This window comes from Stenotrophomonas sp. 96582_Sma, assembly GCF_056480905.1.
This window is the reverse complement of record NZ_CM151122.1, coordinates 1942281-1962833: the sequence shown is the minus strand read 5'-3', so window position 1 is coordinate 1962833 and position 20553 is coordinate 1942281. Positions and strand designations below refer to the sequence as shown.

22 protein-coding genes are annotated in these 20553 nt (G+C 66.7%); 14 read left to right on the top strand and 8 right to left on the bottom strand.

All coding sequences use genetic code 11. The annotated features are described in order from the left end of the window. Positions 1-181: 181 nt before the first annotated feature. The 7 genes from amaB to ACZK2R_RS09150 all read left to right on the top strand — a co-directional run bounded on the left by amaB (position 182) and on the right by ACZK2R_RS09150 (position 6817). Positions 182-1714 (top strand): L-piperidine-6-carboxylate dehydrogenase, encoded by a 1533-nt coding sequence (gene amaB / locus ACZK2R_RS09180; RefSeq protein ID WP_049398541.1) that lies wholly within the window; start codon positions 182-184, stop codon positions 1712-1714. Between the two features lie 40 nt (positions 1715-1754). Then, positions 1755-2564, top strand: coding sequence for an SDR family NAD(P)-dependent oxidoreductase (locus ACZK2R_RS09175; RefSeq protein ID WP_180836938.1), 810 nt, complete (start codon positions 1755-1757; stop codon positions 2562-2564). A gap of 138 nt (positions 2565-2702) precedes the next feature. Then, positions 2703-2987: a DUF4190 domain-containing protein gene (locus ACZK2R_RS09170; protein ID WP_010484694.1), complete on the top strand. Its 285-nt coding sequence runs from the start codon at positions 2703-2705 to the stop codon at positions 2985-2987. A 5-nt stretch (positions 2988-2992) separates the two neighbouring features. Further along, positions 2993-3763 carry a class I SAM-dependent methyltransferase gene (locus ACZK2R_RS09165; RefSeq protein WP_180836936.1) on the top strand — a complete coding sequence of 257 codons (771 nt, stop codon included), beginning with the start codon at positions 2993-2995 and terminating at the stop codon, positions 3761-3763. An 8-nt stretch (positions 3764-3771) separates the two neighbouring features. Next, positions 3772-4827, top strand: coding sequence for a quinone-dependent dihydroorotate dehydrogenase (locus ACZK2R_RS09160; RefSeq protein ID WP_032127499.1), 1056 nt, complete (start codon positions 3772-3774; stop codon positions 4825-4827). Between the two features lie 8 nt (positions 4828-4835). Next, positions 4836-5897: a UDP-N-acetylmuramate dehydrogenase gene (gene murB, locus ACZK2R_RS09155; RefSeq protein WP_107431775.1), complete on the top strand. Its 1062-nt coding sequence runs from the start codon at positions 4836-4838 to the stop codon at positions 5895-5897. 32 nt (positions 5898-5929) lie between these two features. Then, the gene (locus ACZK2R_RS09150; protein ID WP_180837009.1) at positions 5930-6817 is read left to right on the top strand and encodes a DMT family transporter; all 888 of its coding nucleotides are present in this window, start codon (positions 5930-5932) and stop codon (positions 6815-6817) included. A 141-nt stretch (positions 6818-6958) separates the two neighbouring features. Here the strand turns inward: ACZK2R_RS09150 and ACZK2R_RS09145 are convergent, their stop codons facing one another. The 3 genes from ACZK2R_RS09145 to ACZK2R_RS09135 form a co-directional block, all read right to left on the bottom strand. Further along, positions 6959-7963: an aminoglycoside phosphotransferase family protein gene (locus ACZK2R_RS09145; protein ID WP_180836934.1), complete on the bottom strand. Its 1005-nt coding sequence runs from the start codon at positions 7961-7963 to the stop codon at positions 6959-6961. Positions 7964-8062: 99 nt separating this feature from the next. Beyond that, on the bottom strand, positions 8063-9097 hold the full coding sequence (locus ACZK2R_RS09140) for a DUF418 domain-containing protein (protein ID WP_180836932.1): 1035 nt from the start codon (positions 9095-9097) through the stop codon (positions 8063-8065). After that, positions 9094-9684, bottom strand: coding sequence for a TetR/AcrR family transcriptional regulator (locus tag ACZK2R_RS09135; protein ID WP_180836930.1), 591 nt, complete (start codon positions 9682-9684; stop codon positions 9094-9096). The genes ACZK2R_RS09140 and ACZK2R_RS09135 overlap by 4 nt, the downstream gene beginning before the upstream one ends. A gap of 143 nt (positions 9685-9827) precedes the next feature. Here ACZK2R_RS09135 and ACZK2R_RS09130 point away from each other — a divergent pair, with 143 nt between their 5' ends. Next, positions 9828-10253, top strand: coding sequence for a DoxX family protein (locus tag ACZK2R_RS09130; RefSeq protein ID WP_088025763.1), 426 nt, complete (start codon positions 9828-9830; stop codon positions 10251-10253). Here the strand turns inward: ACZK2R_RS09130 and ACZK2R_RS09125 are convergent. Both ACZK2R_RS09125 and ACZK2R_RS09120 read right to left on the bottom strand, forming a co-directional pair. Then, positions 10226-11029 (bottom strand): APH(3')-II family aminoglycoside O-phosphotransferase, encoded by an 804-nt coding sequence (locus ACZK2R_RS09125; RefSeq protein ID WP_180836928.1) that lies wholly within the window; start codon positions 11027-11029, stop codon positions 10226-10228. The two genes, ACZK2R_RS09130 and ACZK2R_RS09125, sit on opposite strands and share 28 nt — an antisense overlap. Before the next feature lie 41 nt (positions 11030-11070). Continuing rightward, entirely contained in the window at positions 11071-11574 is a 504-nt protein-coding gene (locus ACZK2R_RS09120; protein WP_180836926.1) for a DUF2938 domain-containing protein, read from the bottom strand. 55 nt (positions 11575-11629) lie between these two features. Between ACZK2R_RS09120 and ACZK2R_RS09115 the strand changes: the two genes are divergently transcribed. From ACZK2R_RS09115 to ACZK2R_RS09105, 3 genes are read left to right on the top strand one after another with little or no spacing between them, the layout of a single operon-like run. Continuing rightward, positions 11630-12295, top strand: a complete 666-nt coding sequence (locus ACZK2R_RS09115) for an ArsR/SmtB family transcription factor (RefSeq protein WP_032129739.1) — start codon at positions 11630-11632, stop codon at positions 12293-12295. A 14-nt stretch (positions 12296-12309) separates the two neighbouring features. Further along, positions 12310-13038 carry a GNAT family N-acetyltransferase gene (locus tag ACZK2R_RS09110; protein ID WP_180836921.1) on the top strand — a complete coding sequence of 243 codons (729 nt, stop codon included), beginning with the start codon at positions 12310-12312 and terminating at the stop codon, positions 13036-13038. 28 nt (positions 13039-13066) lie between these two features. Then, on the top strand, positions 13067-13783 hold the full coding sequence (locus ACZK2R_RS09105; protein ID WP_180836919.1) for an SDR family NAD(P)-dependent oxidoreductase: 717 nt from the start codon (positions 13067-13069) through the stop codon (positions 13781-13783). Here the strand turns inward: ACZK2R_RS09105 and ACZK2R_RS09100 are convergent. Beyond that, complete coding sequence (locus ACZK2R_RS09100; RefSeq protein WP_180836917.1) at positions 13777-15288, bottom strand: MFS transporter; 1512 nt, start codon at positions 15286-15288, stop codon at positions 13777-13779. The two genes, ACZK2R_RS09105 and ACZK2R_RS09100, sit on opposite strands and share 7 nt — an antisense overlap. A 120-nt stretch (positions 15289-15408) precedes the next feature. Here ACZK2R_RS09100 and ACZK2R_RS09095 point away from each other — a divergent pair, with 120 nt between their 5' ends. Both ACZK2R_RS09095 and ACZK2R_RS09090 read left to right on the top strand, forming a co-directional pair. Beyond that, on the top strand, positions 15409-16311 hold the full coding sequence (locus ACZK2R_RS09095) for a LysR substrate-binding domain-containing protein (protein ID WP_107431774.1): 903 nt from the start codon (positions 15409-15411) through the stop codon (positions 16309-16311). A 63-nt stretch (positions 16312-16374) separates the two neighbouring features. After that, the gene (locus ACZK2R_RS09090) at positions 16375-18321 is read left to right on the top strand and encodes an EAL domain-containing protein (protein ID WP_049398556.1); all 1947 of its coding nucleotides are present in this window, start codon (positions 16375-16377) and stop codon (positions 18319-18321) included. Here the strand turns inward: ACZK2R_RS09090 and ACZK2R_RS09085 are convergent. Next, positions 18318-18929 (bottom strand): TetR/AcrR family transcriptional regulator, encoded by a 612-nt coding sequence (locus tag ACZK2R_RS09085; RefSeq protein WP_049398557.1) that lies wholly within the window; start codon positions 18927-18929, stop codon positions 18318-18320. The genes ACZK2R_RS09090 and ACZK2R_RS09085 overlap by 4 nt on opposite strands. 104 nt (positions 18930-19033) lie before the next feature. Between ACZK2R_RS09085 and ACZK2R_RS09080 the strand changes: the two genes are divergently transcribed. Beyond that, positions 19034-20110 (top strand): MBL fold metallo-hydrolase, encoded by a 1077-nt coding sequence (locus ACZK2R_RS09080; protein WP_180836915.1) that lies wholly within the window; start codon positions 19034-19036, stop codon positions 20108-20110. An 80-nt stretch (positions 20111-20190) separates the two neighbouring features. Here the strand turns inward: ACZK2R_RS09080 and ACZK2R_RS09075 are convergent, their stop codons facing one another. After that, positions 20191-20487 (bottom strand): hypothetical protein, encoded by a 297-nt coding sequence (locus ACZK2R_RS09075; RefSeq protein WP_071228931.1) that lies wholly within the window; start codon positions 20485-20487, stop codon positions 20191-20193. Between the last annotated feature and the right edge of the window lie 66 nt (positions 20488-20553).

Genomic DNA, 20553 nt, shown 5'->3' with positions numbered 1-20553 from the left:
ACCGGCCGATGATCGCGCCAACGCCCGGAACGTCAACGTATTAACGATCCCGCACACCGCCCCACCCCGCACCGCACCAAAGCCCAACCACCTCCCTCTGCTACCATCGGCGGTTCTGTTCATCGCGTCCCCCACCTGCCCGCGATGGCGCCAAACAACGTAACGAAACACAGGAGTCTGCATGTCTTCCGAGCTGCTCAAGTCCCTTGGCCTGGACGCGATCAACGCTGGCACGTACCTGGGCAACGGGGAGTGGTCGAGCGCGACCAGCGGTGAGCTGATCACCCCGGTCAACCCGACCACCGGCGAGCCGATCGCGCAGGTCCGCGCGACCACCGAGGCCGAGTACGAGACCGTCGTCGCCCGCGCCCAGGAAGCTTTCAAGGTCTGGCGCACCACGCCGGCTCCGCGCCGCGGTGAAGCCGTGCGCCTGTGCGGCGAAGCACTGCGCAAGCACAAGGACGCCCTGGGCTCGCTGGTTGCGCTGGAAATGGGCAAGAGCAAGCCCGAAGGCGACGGCGAAGTGCAGGAGATGATCGACATCGCCGATTTCGCCGTGGGTCAGAGCCGCATGCTGTACGGCTACACCATGCATTCCGAGCGCCCCGGCCACCGCATGTACGAGCAGTACCACCCGCTGGGCCTGGTCGGCATCATCTCGGCCTTCAACTTCCCGGTCGCGGTGTGGAGCTGGAATTCGTTCCTGGCCGCCATCTGTGGCGACGTGTGCATCTGGAAGCCGTCCAACAAGACGCCGCTGACCGCCATCGCCTCGCTGAAGATCTGCAACGACGCCCTGCGTGAAGCCGGCTTCCCGGACATCTTCTTCCTGATCAACGATGCCGGCACCGCGCTGTCGGAGAAGATGGTCGATGACCGCCGCGTGCCGCTGATCAGCTTCACCGGCTCGACCCAGGTTGGCCGCACCGTCAACGAAAAGGTTGCGCGCCGCCTCGGCCGCTGCCTGCTGGAGCTGGGTGGCAACAACGCCATCATCCTGGACGAAACCGCCGACCTGAAGCTGGCCGTGCCGGGCATCGTGTTCGGCGCGGTCGGTACCGCCGGCCAGCGCTGCACCACCACCCGCCGCCTGATCGTGCACCGCTCGATCTACGCCGACGTGCTGGCCACGCTGGTCAAGGCCTACAAGCAGGTCGAAGGCAAGATCGGCGACCCGACCGATGCCGCCAACCTGATGGGCCCGCTGAACAGCGATGGCGCCGTGCAGCAGTTCCTCGATGCCATCGCTCAGGCCAAAGCGGCCGGCGGCACCATCGAAACCGGCGGCACCCGCATCGACCGCGCAGGCAACTTCGTGCTGCCGGCGATCGTCTCGGGCCTGAAGAACAGCGACGCCGTGGTCCAGCACGAGACCTTCGCGCCGATCCTGTACGTGATGCCGTACGACAGCATCGACGAAGCCATCGACATGCAGAACGGCGTGCCGCAGGGCCTGTCGTCTTCGATCTTCACCCAGAATCTGAAGACTGCTGAGAAGTTCCTGTCGGCGGCCGGCAGCGACTGCGGCATCGCCAACATCAACATCGGCACGTCCGGTGCGGAAATCGGCGGCGCATTCGGTGGCGAGAAGGACACCGGCGGTGGCCGCGAGTCCGGCTCGGATGCGTGGAAGGTCTACATGCGCCGCCAGACCAACACCATCAACTACTCGGATTCGCTGCCGCTGGCCCAGGGCATCAAGTTCGACCTGTAACGCTTTCTGTAGTGCCGGGCCATGCTCGGCAGGATGCGCCATGAACACCGCAGGTAATGCAGCCGAGCATGGCTCGGCTCTTCAGGCTGGGAAGCCGGTGATTGATTTCACCGGCCGCCGCGTACTCATCGCCGGCGGCAGCAAGGGCATTGGCCGTGAAATGGCACTGGCGTTTGCCGGCGCCGGTGCGCAGGTCTCGGTCTGCGCTCGCGGCCAGGCCGGTCTGGATGCACTGCGCGCCGAAGCACAGGCACAGGGTTTCGAACTGCACACGTTTTCCACCGATCTGGCCGATCCAAGCCAGATCCAGGCCTGGCTGCAGGCCGCCGCCGATGCGCTCGGAGGCATCGACGTGCTGGTCAACAACGCCACCGGCTACGGCATGGCCGACGACGAGGACGGCTGGGCCGCCAGCCTGCAGATCGACCTGATGGCGGCGGTTCGGGCCTCTCGCCTGGCCCTGCCCTGGCTGCGCAAATCCAGCGACGCCTGCATCCTCAATCTGTCTTCGATCGCCGCGCAGCAGCCGCGTCCCGGTGGTGCGCCCTACGCCGCCGCCAAGGCCGCGCTGTCGCACTACACCACCTCGCAGGCCCTCGCGCTGGCCAAGGACCGGATTCGGGTCAACGCGATCGCACCGGGCTCGATCGAGTTCGATGACGGCCTCTGGGACCGCCGCCGCACCGAAGATCCCGCCCTGTACCACGGTACGCTGGCGAAGATTCCGTTCGGTCGCTTCGGCCACCCGCGTGAGATCGCCGATGCCGCCCTGTTCCTGTGCTCGCCCCTGGCGCGCTGGATCACCGGCCATGTGCTCAACGTGGATGGTGGCCAGGTGTTGATGGGCTGACACCGGCACTCCGGTAGTTGCCAACCTTGGTTGGCATGCCTTTCGTCGACCAAGGTCGACGCCTACCATCGCATCCGCCGGGCATGGGATTGCCCGGGCAGAGGCACTATCATGTGCACACTGCCAAGGAGGACCCCGATGAGCGTGGCACCCCGACAGACAAGCGCCCTGGCCGTGGTCAGCCTGGTCATGGGCATCGCCAGCTGGACCGTCCTGCCCTTCGTGGCCAGCATCGTGGCCATCATCACCGGCCACATGGCCCGCGCCGAGATCCGCCGCCGCCCGCATGAACTGGAAGGCGATGGCCTGGCCGTCACCGGTCTGGTACTGGGCTGGGTGATGGTCGGCGCCGTGATCGCCGCCATCCTGGTCTTCATCCTGTTCTTCGGCGGCCTGGCCTGGCTCGCTGCGATGTCGAACTGACTGCCATGACCGCCTCCGACAGCACTGAACGCTTCAGCAGCCGCGTCGCCGATTACGTCCGCTACCGGCCCGATTACCCACCCGCGCTGCTGGAATGGCTGCACGGCCCGATGGGCGTCAGCCGCGAGGCGCTGGTCGCCGACATCGGCGCCGGTACCGGTATTTCCAGTCGCCTGTTCCTGGCCAGCGGCCATCCGCTGGTGGCGGTTGAACCCAACGCCGCCATGCGGGGCGCGGCCGAGCAATGGCTGGCACCGCAGTACCCGCAGTTCCGCGCGGTCGACGGCCGCGCCGAGGCCACCACACTGGACGACGCCAGCATCGATCTGGTCAGTGTCGCGCAGGCCTTCCACTGGTTCGACACCGTGGCGGTGCGCGCCGAGTGGCAGCGCATCCTGCGCCCGGGTGGCCTGGCACTGATCTACTGGAATTCGCGCCTGCTCGATGCAAGTCCGTTCCTGGTCGGCTACGAACAGTTGCTGCTGGATTACGGCACCGACTACTCCGCCGTGGCCGAGCGCTACCAGGACGATGCCACCATGCAGGCCTGGTTCGGCCCCGGCCTGCGCGGCATGGCCGAGCTGCCGAACGTGCAGCACCTGGACTTCGACGCCCTGCGCGGGCGCCTGCTGTCCTCCTCCTATGCCCCGCAAGCCGGTCATCCGCGTCACGCGCCGATGATCGACGCTCTGCAGCACCTGTTCGCCGCCCACGCGGTCGACGGCCAGGTCGCTTTTGAATATCGAACCCGAGCCTTCCTCGGCACGCTGGACTGAACCGACGCATGTATTCGCTTGCCCGCCCCTTCCTGTTCTCGCTCGACGCCGAGCGCGCCCACGGCCTTGGCCTGTCCGCACTGGACCTGGCCTACCGCACCGGCACCACGCCGCTGCTGGCCGCACGCATCGCGCCGATGCCCAGCACGGTGTTCGGGTTGACCTTCCCCAATCCGGTCGGCCTGGCCGCCGGCCTGGACAAGAATGGCGAGCACATTGATGCGCTGTTCGCGCTGGGTTTCGGCTTCGTCGAAATCGGCACCATCACCCCGCGCCCGCAGGCCGGCAATCCGCAGCCGCGCCTGTTCCGCCTGCCGGAACACAACGCGATCATCAACCGCATGGGCTTCAACAATGCGGGCGTGGACGCGCTGGTGCGCAACGTCGAGCGCGCGCGCAACCGCCGCGGCCTGCTCGGCATCAACATCGGCAAGAACAAGGACACCCCCAACGAACAGGCCGTGGACGATTACATCGCCTGCCTGGACAAGGTGTACCCGCTGGCCGACTACATCACCGTCAACATCTCCTCGCCCAACACCGCCGGCCTGCGTGAACTGCAGGAAGAAACCGCGCTGCGCCAGCTGGTCAGCCAGTTGCGCGACCGCCAGGAAGATCTCGCGGCCCGCCACGGCCGCCGCGTGCCGATGCTGGTCAAGGTGGCACCCGACCTGAGCGAGCGCGACATCGATGCCGCTGCCCGCGTACTGGGCGAACTGCAGGTGGACGGCGTGATCGCCACCAACACCACCATCGACCACAGCAAGGTGGCCGGCGACCCGCTGGCCAACGAGGCCGGCGGCCTGTCCGGCGCGCCGGTGCTGGAGCAGTCCACCCTGGTACTGCGCCGCCTGCGTTCGCGCCTGCCCGAGTCGGTGCCGCTGATCGGTGTTGGCGGCATCCTGTCCGGTGCCGACGCCGTGGCCAAGATGGCTGCTGGTGCGGCGCTGGTGCAGTGCTACAGCGGCCTGATCTTCCGTGGCCCGGCCCTCGTCTCCGAATGCGTGGAGGCGATCCGTCGCCGCCGCGAAGCGCCGAGCCGCGGCGCGGTGGCCCCACTGTGAGCACACCCATGGATACCGTCGACGGCAACGCCCCGCTGCGCTGGACGCTCACCCGCAATGCGCCGCTGCAGGCCCTGAACACCTTCCATGTGCAGGCCAGCGCCGCTCAGCTGCTGGAACTGCACGATCCCACGCTGCTGCCGGAAGTGCTGGCATTGCCCGAAGTGGCCAGCGGCCCGCTGCTGGTGCTGGGTGCCGGCAGCAATGTGCTGATCGCAGAGGACCTGCCGGGCACCGTGCTGGTGTTCGGCAACCGTGACATCAGCTTCCTCGAGCATCGCGCCGACCATGCCGTGATCCGCGCCGGTGCCGGTGTGCCGTGGCACGGCCTGGTGATGTGGTCGCTGCAGGAAGGCCTGTCCGGCCTGGAGAACCTGGCCCTGATTCCCGGCACCGCCGGTGCCGCGCCGATCCAGAACATCGGCGCCTATGGCGCGCAGGTCGGCGAGTTCATCCAGGCCGTCGAAGCCTGGGACTGCCAGGAACAGGCCTGGGTGCGGCTGGACAACGAACAGTGTGGCTTCGCCTACCGCGACAGCGTGTTCAAGCAGCAGATGGACCGCTACCTGATCACCGCCATCGAACTGAAGCTGCCACTGCTGCATGACCTGCGCATGGACTACGCCGGCATCCGCGAGGAACTGCAGGCGCAGGGTGTGGAATTGCCCAGTGCGGTGGACGTGGCCAATGCGGTGATCGCGATCCGCCGCCGCAAGCTGCCCGACCCGGATGTACTGGGCAACGCCGGCAGCTTCTTCAAGAACCCGGTGCTGCCGCTGGAACAGGTCGACGTACTGCTGCAGCACTTCCCCGAGCTGCCGGTGTTCCCGTCCGACCAGGACGGCAAGCGCAAGGTCTCGGCGGCATGGATGATCGAGTCCTGCGGCTGGAAGGGCTTCCGCGAAGGCGATGCTGGCGTGGCGCCGAGCCACGCACTGGTGCTGGTCAACCACGGCAACGCCACCGGCGCTGAACTGCTGGCGCTGGCGCGACGCATCTCTGCTTCCGTGCTGGAGAAGTTCGGCGTGCCAATCGAACCGGAGCCCCGCCTGCTCGGCGCACAGTGGTGAACACCCCCGCCCTCTCCCCCAGCGCCACCCCGATGCGGGCGGCGCTGCTGATGCTCGGCAGCACGATGGCATTCGGCCTGATGGCGGTGGCGATCCGCTATGCCACGCGCTACGTGCCCACCCAGGAAGTGGCGTTCTTCCGAAACGCCTTCGGCCTGCTCGCGCTGTTGCCGATGCTGCTGCGGCCAGGCCACGCGCCGCTGAAGACCCAACAGCTGCCGCGCTACTTCGTGCGCAGTGCGATCGGCCTGGGTTCGATGCTGTGCGCCTTCTGGGCATTGGGCCATCTGCCGTTGGCGCAGGCGGTCTCGCTCTCCTACTCCACGCCGCTGTTCGTCACCATCGCCGCCGTGCTGTGGCTGGGCGAGGTCGTGCGCGTGCGCCGCTGGGCCGCGGTGGTGGTCGGTTTCATCGGTGTGCTGGTGATCGTGCGTCCCGGTACCGCGGGCTTCACTGCGGGCAGCCTGGTGGCGGTGGGTGCGGCCGTGCTCAGTTCGCTGGTGGCGATCCAGATCAAGCAGCTGACCCGCATCGACAGCGCCGACACCGTGGTGCTCTACACCTACGTGTTCTGGGTGCCATTGTCGTTGGTGCCGGCAGTGTTCGTATGGGTCTGGCCCACCGGCATGGCGTGGCTGTGGCTGCTGGCCACCGGCGTGCTCGGCACCATCGGCCAGCTGCTGTGGACGCGTGCGCTGCGCCTGGGTGAAGTCTCGGCACTGACCCCGATCAGCTTCCTGCAACTGCCACTGGTGACGCTGTTCGGCTGGCTGCTGTTCAACGAAACGGTGGACCGCTGGACGATCATCGGTGCCGGCATCATCCTTGCCGCCAACGCCTACATCGCCCATCGCGAGGCCGTGCTGTCGCGCCGCGCCGCAAGCGCAGCGGCCTCGGCGGCAGCCAAGCCCGCCGAGTAGATCCGCGCCCTGCGCGGATGATTCCTGTCCGCCCGATCAACGATGGCGGCACAAAGAGCTGCCGAGCGTGACTGTAGAGTCGAGCCATGCTCGACTCATCGCGCGAAGCGCGACGGTTCACCCATGGCAGGTGACGTGCATTTACAACGCGCGATACACCCGCTCCGCCGCATCGAACACATTACCCGGTGCGAACTGCTCGCCCAGGTAGTGCAGTGACTGCCGGCGCAGTTGCGGCGAGCGCTCCTCGCCATCGCTGCCCAGCAGCACCTGCTGGAACTCGATCAGGTCCTGCAGGATGCGCCAGTGCCGGTACCAGGCGATCCAGCGCGGGTCGCCGCGGTCGCTGCCGTAGCCGTCCTCGAAACCCAGCGGATTCTCGCGTCCCCAGCGCCCGCCAACCGCCGCACCGATGAACATCAGGTCGCGCTCGCGCGGTGCCAGCGACAGGCCATCCCAATCGATCAGGTGCAGCCCACCGTCATTGCCCATCAGCAGGTTGCCGGCATGCAGATCGGTGTGGCACAGGTGCAGGTCTACCGGCACGTCCTGCAAGGCCGCAAGCAGTTCCCGTGCCTGCGCATGCAGCGCCGCGATGCGCGCATGCTGCTGGTCCCATACCGAAACGAATGCGCGGCCCAGCCCGTCCTTCGCGGCCGCCAGGCCCTCGCCGGCCAACCACTGCCCGACGGTCTCCAGCGCCGCGGTTTCCAGCCGGACGATCGGCAGCGCCTGCTGCAGTTCCGCCGGCAGCTGCGCGCCGTGCAGGCGCCGCAGCACCTCACCCAGCCGTTTCCACTGGGTGCGGCTCAACGCTGCCTCGAACCCGGACTGGCCTTCCACATAAGGGAACAGGGTGAACTGCAATCCCCAGCGCTGTACCGACGCACCACCGGTCAGTGCCGGCCACGGCGCGACGATCTCATCGATACCCAACGTGCCGCGCATCCAGTGCAGGCTGTCCCACACCGATGGGTCGACCTGGTAGGTGCGGCATTTCAACCACCACTGCCCGTGCCGCGCATCGACGCGATACACGCTGGCATTGGCGTCGGCGCCCACCGGGCGTGGCACCACGGCGGTGGGGGTGATGCCATAGGATTGTTGCAGGACTTCGCCGAGATGCTGCGCCGAAGCGAATGACATGGATGCAAGCAGAAAGTGTTACCTGCCACCACTATCGCAGATGCGTTCGCCGCGACACAGACATGTCCGTCACAACATCGCTTCAGCGCGACCAGGGAACTAGCCTGCGATGCGCCGCATCACCGCCTCCAGCGGACCGCGCGCGAACTGCCATGACCACAGCCACGCCGCGCCGGTCGCCAGCATCAGGAACAGCAGCGCCCACAACAGCACCGACGCGAGCGAGGCACTGCCATCAAGCAGGCCCAGGCTTTCCAGCGTGCCCATGCCCAGCAGGATGTGGCCGACGTACAGGGTCAGGGTCATGCGCCCGGCCGCGGTGAACGGCTCCAGCCAGTCGCCCGGGCGTACACGCGTCAGCCACAGGCAGGCGGCGATGACACTGCAGGCCGCGCCCGCACCGGTAAGCACGTAGGCGGGTCCTGGCGGCATCGGCTGCGTTCCCAGCCACGCCTGCCACGGCGTTCCCTGCGCAATATGCTGCACGCCTTGGCCGGCGCCGATCAGCAGCAGCCCCAGCACCAGCAATGCATGCTGCACCCGCGGCTGCGACAACGGAAGGCGCGCCAGCAGCATGCCCAGCAGGAAGAAGCACAGCCACGGCATCAACGGGTGGAAGCCATTGAACAGCAGGTTGCGGGCCGCGCCCGGCCATTGCCACAGACCGGCGTATTCCAGCGTCTGCCAGTTCCATCCCTGGCTGTAATCCCAATGCAGCAACGCCCAGAACGAACAGGCCGCCAGGCCCACGATGCTGGCCAGCAACACCCGCGGCGAGGCACGCAGCCACACCACGGCCAGCGCGAAATACACCGCGTAGTAGTGCAGGATATCGGCCGGGAACAGGGTCAGGTTGAGCAGGCCCAGCACCATCAGGAACAGCGCGCGCCTCCAGGTCTGCACGCTGGCCGGCCACCACCCTTGCCGCTGCGTGGCCAACACCAGGCCCAAGCCAGCCAGCGTAACGAACGTCGCCGAAGCCTTGCCTTCCAGCAGATGGAAGAACCCTGCCAGCCAACGCTCACCCTCTGCAGGCACGGCCATCGCCAGGCGGAAATTGACCAGCACCATGCCGGCCAGTGCCAGGTAGCGGGCCAGATCCAGGCCATGCAACCGCCGGTCCACGGCGCTCATGCACGCGCCCCCAGCAGCAGCGCGAGCAGGCCAAGATCCAGCGATGCTTCATCGGTGCCCTCGGCTTCGCCCAGCCCCCGACGCAGCGCATCGCTTTCGATGGCATCCAGCAGCACCTGCGCCTGCAGTGCCGGCGCCAGTACGGGACGCCGACGTTCGCGCTGTGCAATCTGCTGCAGGGCTTCGGCCAGCGTCGCCTGCAATTGCCTGCGATTGGCCGCGAAGGCCTCGGCCACGGCCGGATTGCGTGCACTCTCGGCCAGCACCTCCACCGCAAGTGTTGCCCACTCCGGCTGCCGGCACAGCGCATGGAAGTCCTGCAGGAAGGCCATCACCTGTGTGCGTTCGCCATCGGACGCGGCCAGTCGCTGCAGCAACGGTGCCAGCTCTTCGCTCTCGGCCACCGCCACCGCAAGGATGATCGCTTCCTTGCCCGGGAAGTGGTTGTAGAGATTGCCCAGGCTGACGCCGGCCGCCTGCGCGATGTCACGCATGCTGGTCTGGTGGAATCCCTTCACGAGGAAGCACTGCAGGGCGGCCTGCAGGATCTGCGCGATGCGTCGCTCGTTGCGGTCGGCTCGGTTCATGGCGCCAATGGTGAACGAACGTTCGTCCAATTAGAAGCTGGCAATCCGGCCAACGCCGGGCTCCGTTCAGCCAGCCTTGACCTCAACTGCGGTTGAGGCCCGATGCTGCGTGGCCTGTCCCACGCCCAACCCGGAGTTCCTGCATGCCACGGATGATCACCACCCTGCTCGACAGCCGCGTGCTGTGGTTCCTCGCGCGGCTGTTGCTGGCCGTGGTGTTCCTGTCCTCGGGCCTGGCCAAGCTGCTGGCGTGGGACAACAGCGTGGCCGAAATGCAGGCCGCCGGATTGCAACCACCTGTGCTGTTCAACATCGCCAGCGCCGTGGTGCTGCTGGGCGGCGCACTGTGCCTGCTGCTCGATCGCCTGCTCTGGCTGGGCAGCGGCGCGCTGGCGGTGTTCATGCTGCTGACCATCGTCATCGTGCATACCTTCTGGAACAAGCACGGCGCCGAACAGCAGCTGGCCCTGTTCTTCGCGCTGGAACACCTGAGCGTGGTCGGTGGCCTGATCTGCGCGGCCATCGCCAGCCATGCGCGGGCTCAGAAGAACTCGTCGAGCAACCGGTAGAACACCAGCCGGCGCTCGTCGGCCACCGCGCTGTAGCGTTGGAACAACGGCGCGACCCAACGCGTGTCGCCGAAGTTGTGGACCACGCTGCGCGCGGCCAGCGCCAGGTCCTGGTAGCGGTCGGCCACACCCAGCCGGCCACAGTCGATGAAACCACTGAAGCGGCCCTCGGCCACCATCAGGTTCGGCAGGCAGGCGTCTCCATGGCTGACCACCAGGTCTTCATGGTCGGGCCGGGTGCTGCACAGTTCGGCGAAGACCTGCTGCGGACTCTGGCCCAGGCGCTCATCATCGAAATCATCGGCATCCACCAGGCCCGCTTCAATGCGGGCCTGCGCGACCTGCACGCGCGACGCCAGTCGCTGATCGAACGGACAGGCTGCCACCGGCAACGCATGCAGCCCGCGTAGCGCGTCGGCCAGCAGCTCCACCAGCTGCTGCGGCGCGAGCTCCGGCGACGAGGCCAGGTCGCGGCCAGGCAGCGCGCTCATCAGCAACCAGCGCCGGCCCGCCTCTTCGGCAGTGGCAATCACCGTTGGCACCGGTTGTCCCTGTGCCTGCAGCCAACGCAGGCGTGCGATCTCATCGCCCAGCTCACTGAAGGCGTCGATCACTTCCGACTTCAGGAAAGCATCGGCCTGGCCCGGCCGATGCACGCGGGCAACATCCGCACGCGACACACCGATCGATTGCCGCTCGATGCGCGCATCGGCCAATGCGTCCTGCCACGCCCACGGCAGCGGCATGTCATCAGTGATGGGTTTGGGTGCTTCCATGCCGAGGTGTTCCTGTTGCCGGTGACCCCACGGATTCTCGCTCATCCTGCATGGACCGCAGCCAACAACAACGCGGAAAGGTACATGCCCAGGCCGAACACACTGTGCGCCACCAGGCTGCGCAGGCGCGCCTTGCCCGGCGCCGGGGTCTTTGAAGCGGCAATGCCCGCGCCTATGCCCGGCTGCAGGATGAGGAACGGTGCAGCGACGCTGAGGATGCCGAAGGCCAGCGCCGGCCACAGTGTCGGCGCCTGCACCCAACCGTTCCCCACCACGGCCAGCAGCAACGCGGCGAAGACCACACCGATCACGTAATGCGCGGTCCAACCCAGCGCGCGCTCGCCACTGACCACCGCCGAGCGGCCGATGCCATCGTGGCGGAAGCGCCCGCGCGGCAGATGCCCCAGCCAGCGGCCCACCATCGCGAAATCCAGCGAGGGAATGCCGAGCAGCCGCCGCTGCACCAGCGCCCACAGGTCCATCACTGCGGTCGCTCCCACGCCGACTACCACCGAATCCATCACGAATGTCACCAGGCCAGCCATATCGCGCACCTTCAATTATTTGCTTGAATGATAGAGCGATGCTAGCGTGCGCCGCATGAACGCTGCAACAGAGCCACCGCTCTCACCGCTGGAAGCCTTGGCCGAGATCGCCCGCACGCTCGGCCATGCCCATCGCCTGGCCCTGCTGGAGCACATCGCCCAGGGCGAGCGCGCAGTGGAGCGCCTGGCCGAACTGACCGGGCTGTCGGTGGCCAATACCTCCCAGCATCTGCAGCAGCTGCGCCGTGCCGGCCTGGTTCAGACCCGTCGCGATGGCAAGCGCATCCTCTACCGCAGTGGTGAGGGTCCGCTGGGCAACCTGCTGGCCGCGCTGCGCGACTATGCCGACCACCAGCGCAGCGAGATGCACGGCGTGATCCACGACAGCCTGCAGCGCCGCGATGCTCTGGAAGGCCTGACTGTCGAGCAGTTGCTGGAACAACGCAGCAGCGTGGTGCTGCTGGATGTGCGGCCGCGTGAGGAATTCGATCTGGGCCACTTGCCCGGCGCGCTGAACATTCCCGTTACGGAACTGCGTGCACGGATGGACGAACTGCCGCGTGCCGTCCACATTGTCGCGTACTGCCGCGGTCCCTACTGCGTGCTGTCCAACGATGCGGTGGCGATGCTGCGCGAGGCCGGACTGACCGCGCAGCGGCTCGCCGCCGGTTACCCCGAATGGAAGGCCGCCGGCCTGCAGGTGGACCTGCCCCGGCACTGAGCGAGACACCGGTCATGGATGATGTGTTTGCCCCGTTGATCGATGCGACCTGGCGCAGCGTGTTCTCCGGGCAGCGCATGCTGCAGGATGATCCGCTGCTGCAGTTGGCGTGCAGCGATGATTTCGATGAGGGCGAGGACGGCATGCTGCTGCAGCCGGTCGTGGGCCCCGCGCGCGCACTGCTGCGCCCGGCCCTGGCCGCTCGCCTGCAACTGCACGCGCAGCCGCACTGGACGCTCCCGCAGCTGCAACTGCGCCTGCAGCAGCTCGGCCAGCGCACGCATGGCGCGGATCGCGTCTTCTACTTCCCCGCCGCAGAACTTGCGGCCCTGGCCGAGCGCCCTGCACCGCCACATATCCGCTGTCTTGGCCCGGCCGACGCAGCCGCGTTCGACGGGTTCCAGGCCAGCGCGAGCGAGGAGGATCTGGATGCCGCCTGGGTCGAGCTGGACCACTGGCAGGTGTTCGGCGCCTTCGATGGCGAGCGGCTGGTTGCCGCGGGAAGCATGTACCCGTGGAGCCTGGATCCGGCCCTGGCCGACATGGGCGTGCTGACCCTGCCCGAGGCCCGCGGTCGCGGGCACGCGCGCCAGCTGGTACGCGCCATGGCCGTGTCCGCACAGACGGCCGGGCTGCAACCGCAGTACCGTTGCCAGCTCGACAACACCGCCTCGATCATTACCGCCGAACGCAGCGGCCTGCGTGCGTTCGCCGATTGGGACACCGTTCTGGCGGTCGACTGAGGCCGCCGCAGTACAACAAGGAAGCAACATGAAATTGATGGTCATCGGCGCCAGCAGGGGCCTCGGTCGGGCGTTCGTGGAAGGCCTGTGCAGTGCAGGCGACACCGTCATCGGCGTTTCACGCAACCGACCGCGCGATATTGAATGCCCCGAGGGCGTCACCCTGCAGTGGATCGAAGCCGATCTGTCCCAGCCGACCGTGGCTGCCGACCACATCGCAGCACAGGCACCTGCCGATCTGGATGTGCTGATCCACAACCTGGGCATCTGGGAAGAGACCGCCTTCAGCGACGAGTACGCCTTCCTCGACGAAACCGATGCCGCACTCACCCAACTCGTCGACGTCAACATCACCGCCACCCTGGTGCTGCTGCAGCGCCTGCTGCCGCGGGTGCTGGGCGCACCACGCCCGCAGCTGGTGCTGACCGGCTCGACCTCGGCACTGCCACGCAGCGGCCGCCCGGAAGTGGCGTTCGGCGCATCCAAGTTCGCGCTCAACGGCATCGCCGATGCACTGCGCGAGGGTTTCCGCGATCGCCGCCTGGCGGTGACCAGCCTGCAGCTGGGCTACCTCAACACCGACGATGCACTTTCAGTGCCGGTGGCAGAGGCCGCAGCGCGCGGCGACGGCGAGCTGGTGCCGGTGCACGACGTCGTTGCGATGGTGCGCGCGTTGCTGCGGCTGTCACCGTCCGGCTTCGTGCGCGAACTGGTGCTGCCGGCCATCGCCGACCCGCGCTACTGACCGACTCTGCGCAGGCCAAGCTCGACCTCTTCGCGCAACAGGTACCCGAGCACGATGGCGGTCAGCACGGTCGCCATCGCCAGGACAAACAGCTGGCCACGGACGGACTCCATGTATGCCTGGGCCAGCGCCGTTCTCGAAACGCCTGGCAATGCCTCCACCGCTCCGCCAAGGTCGCCCATGGACAGCCGGTGCACGGCGGCACGGGCCACGACGCTGGCCTCAAGCGCCATACTCCCGCCAATGCGGGATGAGAGCATGATGCCGACAAGCGCGAGGGCAATGGAATCGCCTGCCAGTCGCATCGCATTGAAGATGCCAGCGGCCATGCCGGCCTGCTCCTTGCCGACCACGCTGACCGCCAGGCCATCCATGATGCCCCAGGGAAGGCCGATGCCGATTCCGATGACCAGCATCGGCATCCAGCGCACCGACGGGAACTGGAACACCTGCGCCAGCCATGCCAGCCCAAGCGCGCCGATCAGCAGGCCCGCACAGCACAGCGTCCGCGCCGGAATCCAGCGCAGCAGGTAGCCGGCAACCAGGGGAACAACCAGCAAGGGTGCAGACAGCGCTGCCATCGCCAGTCCAGCCTCGGTGGGTCGCAGTCCTTCAACACCGATGAACCCCGCCGGCAGCACCACCAGAAGGACGACGTACGAGAACGCAGGCGCAGCGGCGAGAATCTGCACGCCGACAAAGCGCCGGTTGCGGAACAGCCCGAGATCCAGCAGCGGTGTTCGATGGGAGCGCTCGACGGCAATGAACGCGGCCAGCAACACCATCGAGAGCGCCAGCAGTACCAGCGTCTGCGGATGCAACAGGCCGCGTTCCGGCAGCACGATCATGGCGTAGGTGAGTGACCCCAGCGCCAGCATGAAGGTGACGGCGCCCAGCCAATCCAGGCGTGGCGAACCGGTGCTCTTCGATTCGACGGATGACCGGGCGACCAACGGTACGGTCAGGGCGGCCAGCAACGCAGGCAGGAAGAACACCCATTCCCAGCCCAGCGCATCGATCAACCCGCCTGCCAGCAGCGGACCGCCTGCGGCTCCTGCACCAAAGGTGGTGCCGATCAGGCTGAACACCCTTGCCCGCGCCTCGCCGTCGAACACCTGCGCCAGCGACGCCATCGCACCGGCAAACGCAGCCGACGCCGCCATCCCCTGAAGCAGTCGCAGTGCATTGATCCACGCCACATCGGGCATCAAGGGGATCAGGCCGGTGACCAGCGCAAACGACGCGCCGCCCAGAAGCCAGATCCGACGCCTGCCATGCAGATCGGCCAGCCCACCGGCCACCAGCGTGGTGCAGCCGTAGGTCAACAGATAAGCGTTGATGATCCAGGACAACGCCGCAGGCGAACCGCCCAGCGCGTCCCGGATGGCGGGAATGCCAACGGCGGGGCTGGCAATGCTCAACGGAATGGTGAGCGCCGTCAGGCAGCCCGCCAGCACCACTCCAAAGCGTGATGATCCGGCCGTCTCAGCAGAAGCAACTGACATGTCGATGAAACTCCAGCGTGGCCAGGCGCCACCGCATTGATGCTAGCGACGACGCTATCGCGTAAAAATCCATCGTTGTGTCCGTGCTTTAATGACATTAACGTCATCAATGGCCATGTCATGGACAGCTTTGCCGGTCTCAGCCTCTTCGTTCTGGTCGCCGAGGCACGCAGCTTCGCGGCCGCAGCACGACAGCGTGGCATCACCCCTTCGGCGGCAAGCAAGACCATCGCCCGGCTGGAAGAGCGCCTGGGCGCCCGCCTGCTGAATCGCAATACCCGCAGCGTCAGCCTGACTGCCGAAGGCGAGCAGTTCCTTGAACGCTGCCGTCGCATCATGACCGAGGTCGCCGCAGCGGAGCGCGAGCTGACCGACGCCCAGGCCGCGCCCAGCGGTCGCCTGAAGGTCAGTCTTCCACTCGCCAGCGGACTGATGCTGCCGGTGCTATCGGCCTTTGCGCACCGCTTTCCCGCCATCGAACTCGACCTGCACTTCAGCGACCGTCTTGTCGATGTCATCGAGGAGGGCTTCGACGCCGTTGTCCGCACGGGCAACCCCGCCGACTCCAGGCTGCACGGCCGCAACCTCGGCAGTGCCCGCCTGCTCTGTGTGGGCGCCCCTGCGTACTTCGCCAAGCGCGGCACGCCACAGCACCCGGATGATCTGAGCGGCCACGCATGCCTCCTCCATCGCTTTCCCGGCACCGGCCTGATCGAACGTTGGCCGCTGCCCACGCATGAGGGAGGCACTGAGCCGCGGCTGACTGCCGCAATGACTGCCAATCATCTTGAGACGATCCTGCACATGGCCATTGATGGCCATGGCATTGCGTGCCTGCCCGACTTCGCCACGCGTGATGCGCTGGACCGCGGTGAACTCGTCAGCGTCCTGGACCCATGGAGCACCGAGCGCAGCACCTTCTGGGCCCTCTGGCCAAGCCATCGCCATCAGCAGCCGCGTGTACGCGCGTTTGTCGATTTCATGGCCGACCACCTCCTGCCCGAACCCAGCCAGTGCAATTGAACCTGCGCCCTGCTGCGACTACGCTGCTCGTCACTGGCCGTCGGTCACAGGCGGGAACCTGCTATGGATGCGCTTTCACGGGTCTCGGCCCAGGTCCTGGACAGCGCCCTGCCCAGCCTGCCGCTGTACCTGCTGCAGGCCACGGCGGTGATCGGCATGATCGGCGTGCTGCTGATCGCCACCCGCCGCGCCGGGCACGCCATTGAAGGCCGTCGCCTGTATGTCGGCGTGGCGCTGGGCCTGATCTACCTGTTCAATTCCTGGTTCGTGGCCCGTTACACCCAGGGTGTGGTCAAGCTGCACCTCGGCTTCGACATCCTGCTGGTCAGTGGCCTGCTGGGCGGTTGGCGCGGCGGCCTTACCTGCCTGGCCGCCAGCCTGCTGGCGCGCTACCAGTTTGCCGGCACCCAGTATTTCCTGCCGGCCGGCCTCGAGGCCACGCTGCAGATGCTGGCCGGCGTCTGGCTGCGCAGGCGCCTGCACCCGCGCATGCTCAATGAGCTCTCGCTGCGCGTGATCCTGCAGGCCTGGGGCGTGCGTATCGCCGTCACTGCGTTGGGCCTGGCACTGGGCGTCGCAATCATCGGCGCCAATCAGCTACCCGTGGAGGAGTTGGCAATCCAGCGGCTGCTGGCACTGCCACTATCGCTGCTGATGCTCGGCGCGGTGTTCGCGCTGGTCTACAACGATGCGCAGATCGATGCACAGCGTCAGCGCGAACAGGCCTGGCTGCGCATCGATCCGATCAGTGGCCTGCCCAACATGCGTGCACTTGGCGAACGCCTGCAGCATTACTGGCGCGACAACGACGGCATCGGCAAGGCATGCCTGATCGTGGCCGAGATGGGCAACCTGCGCGATCTGCGCCTGCGCTATGGTCCGCTGCAGGACAACGGCCTGTGGCAGCGCGACAGCACCGACGAGGTGCATCGGCTGCTGCCCTCGCTGCCAGCCGGGCAGCTGGAGATCTACCAGTTCGGCGATGCCGCGCTGGCGATCCTGGTGCGCGACCTGACCTTGTTCGAACTGCGCACGCAGCCGCAGATCACCGAGCTGGCCAGCAACCTGGCCGATCGGGTCGGCCGCGATTGGCCCGGCTTCCGGCCGCTGTTCCGCTGTGCGGTGGTCGAACTGAAGCCCCCCGCCGATGCCGACGAAGGACATCTTCCGTTCCGCGCGATCACCGTGGCGCTGAGTGCGATCGAATCAGGCGTCGTGTTCTTCGACGATCCGATCCAGCGCGACAGCGAGATCGACGCCCTGATCGAAGTCGCCCTCGAACGCTGGTTGCAGCAGGGAGATGCCCCCCTGTGCTACCAGCCCAAGCATCGCCTTCAGGATCGCCAGCTGGTCGGCGCCGAAGCACTGCTGCGCATGCGCGACGGCGAGGGCCGGCTGATCGCGCCGATGCGGGTGATCTCGCTGCTGCGCCGGCAGGGGCGGTTGGCTGAACTGGAATGGGCCACGCTGCAGTCGGCCATCCACTTCCTGCAGCAGTGCCGACGCGATGGCTCGCAGCTGAAGATCGCCGTGAACGTTTCGGCCGAGTCACTGCGCCTGCCCGACTTCGGCCTGCGCCTGCAGGAATTGCTGGCACTGCACGATGTGCCCGGCGTGATGCTGCGGCTGGAGATCGTCGAATGGACCGAGATCGTCGAGCGCGACGTGGTCGATGCCAACATCGCACAGCTGCTAGCGGCGGAGGTCACGCTGTCACTGGATGATTTCGGTGCCGGCTATTCAACCCTGATCCTGCTCTCGCAGCTGGCCATTGCCGAGGTCAAGATCGAGCAGGCGTTGATTGCCACCCTGTCCGACGCCAAGTCGCAGTCGATCGTTCGCTTCATCGTCGAAGTCGCGCATCGCTGCGGTGCGATCGTGGTGGCCGAGGGTACCGAAACCCTCGCGCAGGAACAGCAACTGCGCGCACTGGGTGTGGATGTCGGCCAGGGCTATCTGTACTCGGCGGCGCTGCCGGCCGACGAGTTCCGCCGCTTCGCCGCCAGCTAGACCGCGTAGTAACCCAGGAACATCGCCACCGCCGATTCGGCCACGCGTGCGCGCTCCTGTTCGTTCAACGGCGCCTGCCCCATCGTCACCTGTGGCCAGAATGCAAAGCTCTTCACCAGCCCGTGCAGCTGGTGGCCGGCGAACTCCGGATCGACCTGGCGCAGCCGGCCATCGGCGATTGCCGCGCGGATCCACGCACTCTCACCGCTTTCCTTCTCGCCCATGCGGCAGACGATGGCCTGCGCACGTTCCGGCGAATGGATGATCTCGGCCATTGCCACCCGTGCCAGGTCGATGAAGTTGGCATCACTGAGCAGCTCCAGCTTCTGCCCCAGCAGCTGCATCAGCTGCGCCTGCAGCGGCTGGTCGGCGCGGTACGGCAGTGCGTCGCTGGCCACGCTGCGCTCCCACAGCTCCTCCAGGATCATCGAGAACAACGCTTCCTTGCTCGGGAAGTGGTTGTAGACGGTGCGCTTGGAGACCCCCGCCACCTCGGCGATGCGGTCCATGCTGGTCGCCTCGTAGCCCGATGCCCGGAACTCCTCCACCGCCGCACGCACGATGGCTTCGCGTTTGCGGTCGGTCAGGCGTTGCGGGGCACGGGACATGGCGGAAACCGGATAGCTGAACGGACGCCACCATTTTACACCCGACAGTGTACTTTTGAAAAACACGAAACTACACTGTGCAGTGTACCCAGCGGACGTCACCCATGAAGCGCCTGCTCCTTGTCCTTTTGCTTGGAATCCTCGCCGTGACCGCCTACACCTTCTGCAAGTCCTGGTCCCTCCCCGACTTCCCCGATTCGCCGCAGTACCGCGACGGCAAGTTCCGCAATGCCCTGCCGCGTCCGGCGATGGGCCTGCGCGATGGCGCGGAGATCTGGTGGACGTTCCTGTTCAACAAGCCCAAGGGCACCGTGCCCGCCCACCCCATTCCGGTGCTGCCGCTGGACCGTGCAACCCTGGACGCCGCGCCTGATCGCAGCCTGTTCCGGCTCGGGCATTCCACGATCCTGCTGAAGTTGCGTGGCCAATACTGGCTGACCGATCCGGTGTTCTCCGAGCGCGCCTCGCCGGTGCAGTGGATGGGCCCGGCCCGCTTCCACGCGCCGCCGATCAGCATCGACCAGCTGCCGCCGATCGCCGGCGTGATCCTCTCGCACAACCATTACGACCACCTGGACCATGCCGCAGTGATGCAGCTGGCCGGCAAGACCGCGCGCTTCATCGCACCGCTGGGTGTGGGCGACCAGCTGATTGCGTGGGGCGTGGACGCCAGCAAGGTCGAACAGCTGGACTGGTGGCAATCGACCGAAGCCAGCGGCCTGCGCCTGACCGCCACCCCGGGCCAGCATTTCTCCGGCCGCGGTCTGGGCGACAGCGATCGCAGCCTGTGGGCGTCATGGGTGATCCAGGACGATGACTTCCGCATCTTCTTCAGCGGCGACACCGGCTACTTCGACGGCTTCAAGGCCATCGGTGAGAAGTACGGCCCGTTCGACCTGACCATGATCGAAACCGGTGCCTACGACCCGCGCTGGGCGTTCGTGCACATGCAGCCCGAGCAGACCCTGCAGGCGCACCTGGACCTGCGCGGCAAGTGGCTGCTGCCGATCCACAACGGCACCTTCGATCTGGCGCTGCACGCATGGCAACAGCCGTTCGAGCGCATCACCGCACTGGCCGCCGCAAAGAACGTGCCGGTGGCCACGCCGATGATGGGCGAAGCACTGGACATGCAGGCGCCGCAGGCGGGTACGCGCTGGTGGGAGACGGTGGAGCTGTAATGGAGGATGCCGCTTGACCTGCCGGAAGCCATGTAGAGCCGAGCCATGCTCGGCTGCTTCTGAGAAGTGCGCCGTGGACGTCAAACAAGCTCAGCTTTGGAGTCACCGCAATTGGAGACGCCGCCAGCATTGCTGACATCGACATGCACGGTTATCAATTCGGCTTCCGGTACCGCATTCTGGACCTGCACGCATGCGGCACGCGCGACATCGTCTGCGGCTGTGCCTTCTCGCTGGAATCGCAACGCCAAAACGCCCGGCGAACCACTGCCCAGCAGCGCATCGTCGCACCCCACCTCTGCAAGACCTCGCTCAAATGCACTGAGATCTTTTCCGGTATCAGGCACTCGGTACATCAGCGTGAAACTGAACTCCATCATCAATCCATTTCAGATCGGTGGTCGTTGCCAATCAGCATAGGGGCAAGCCTGCAGCCGTCCAGA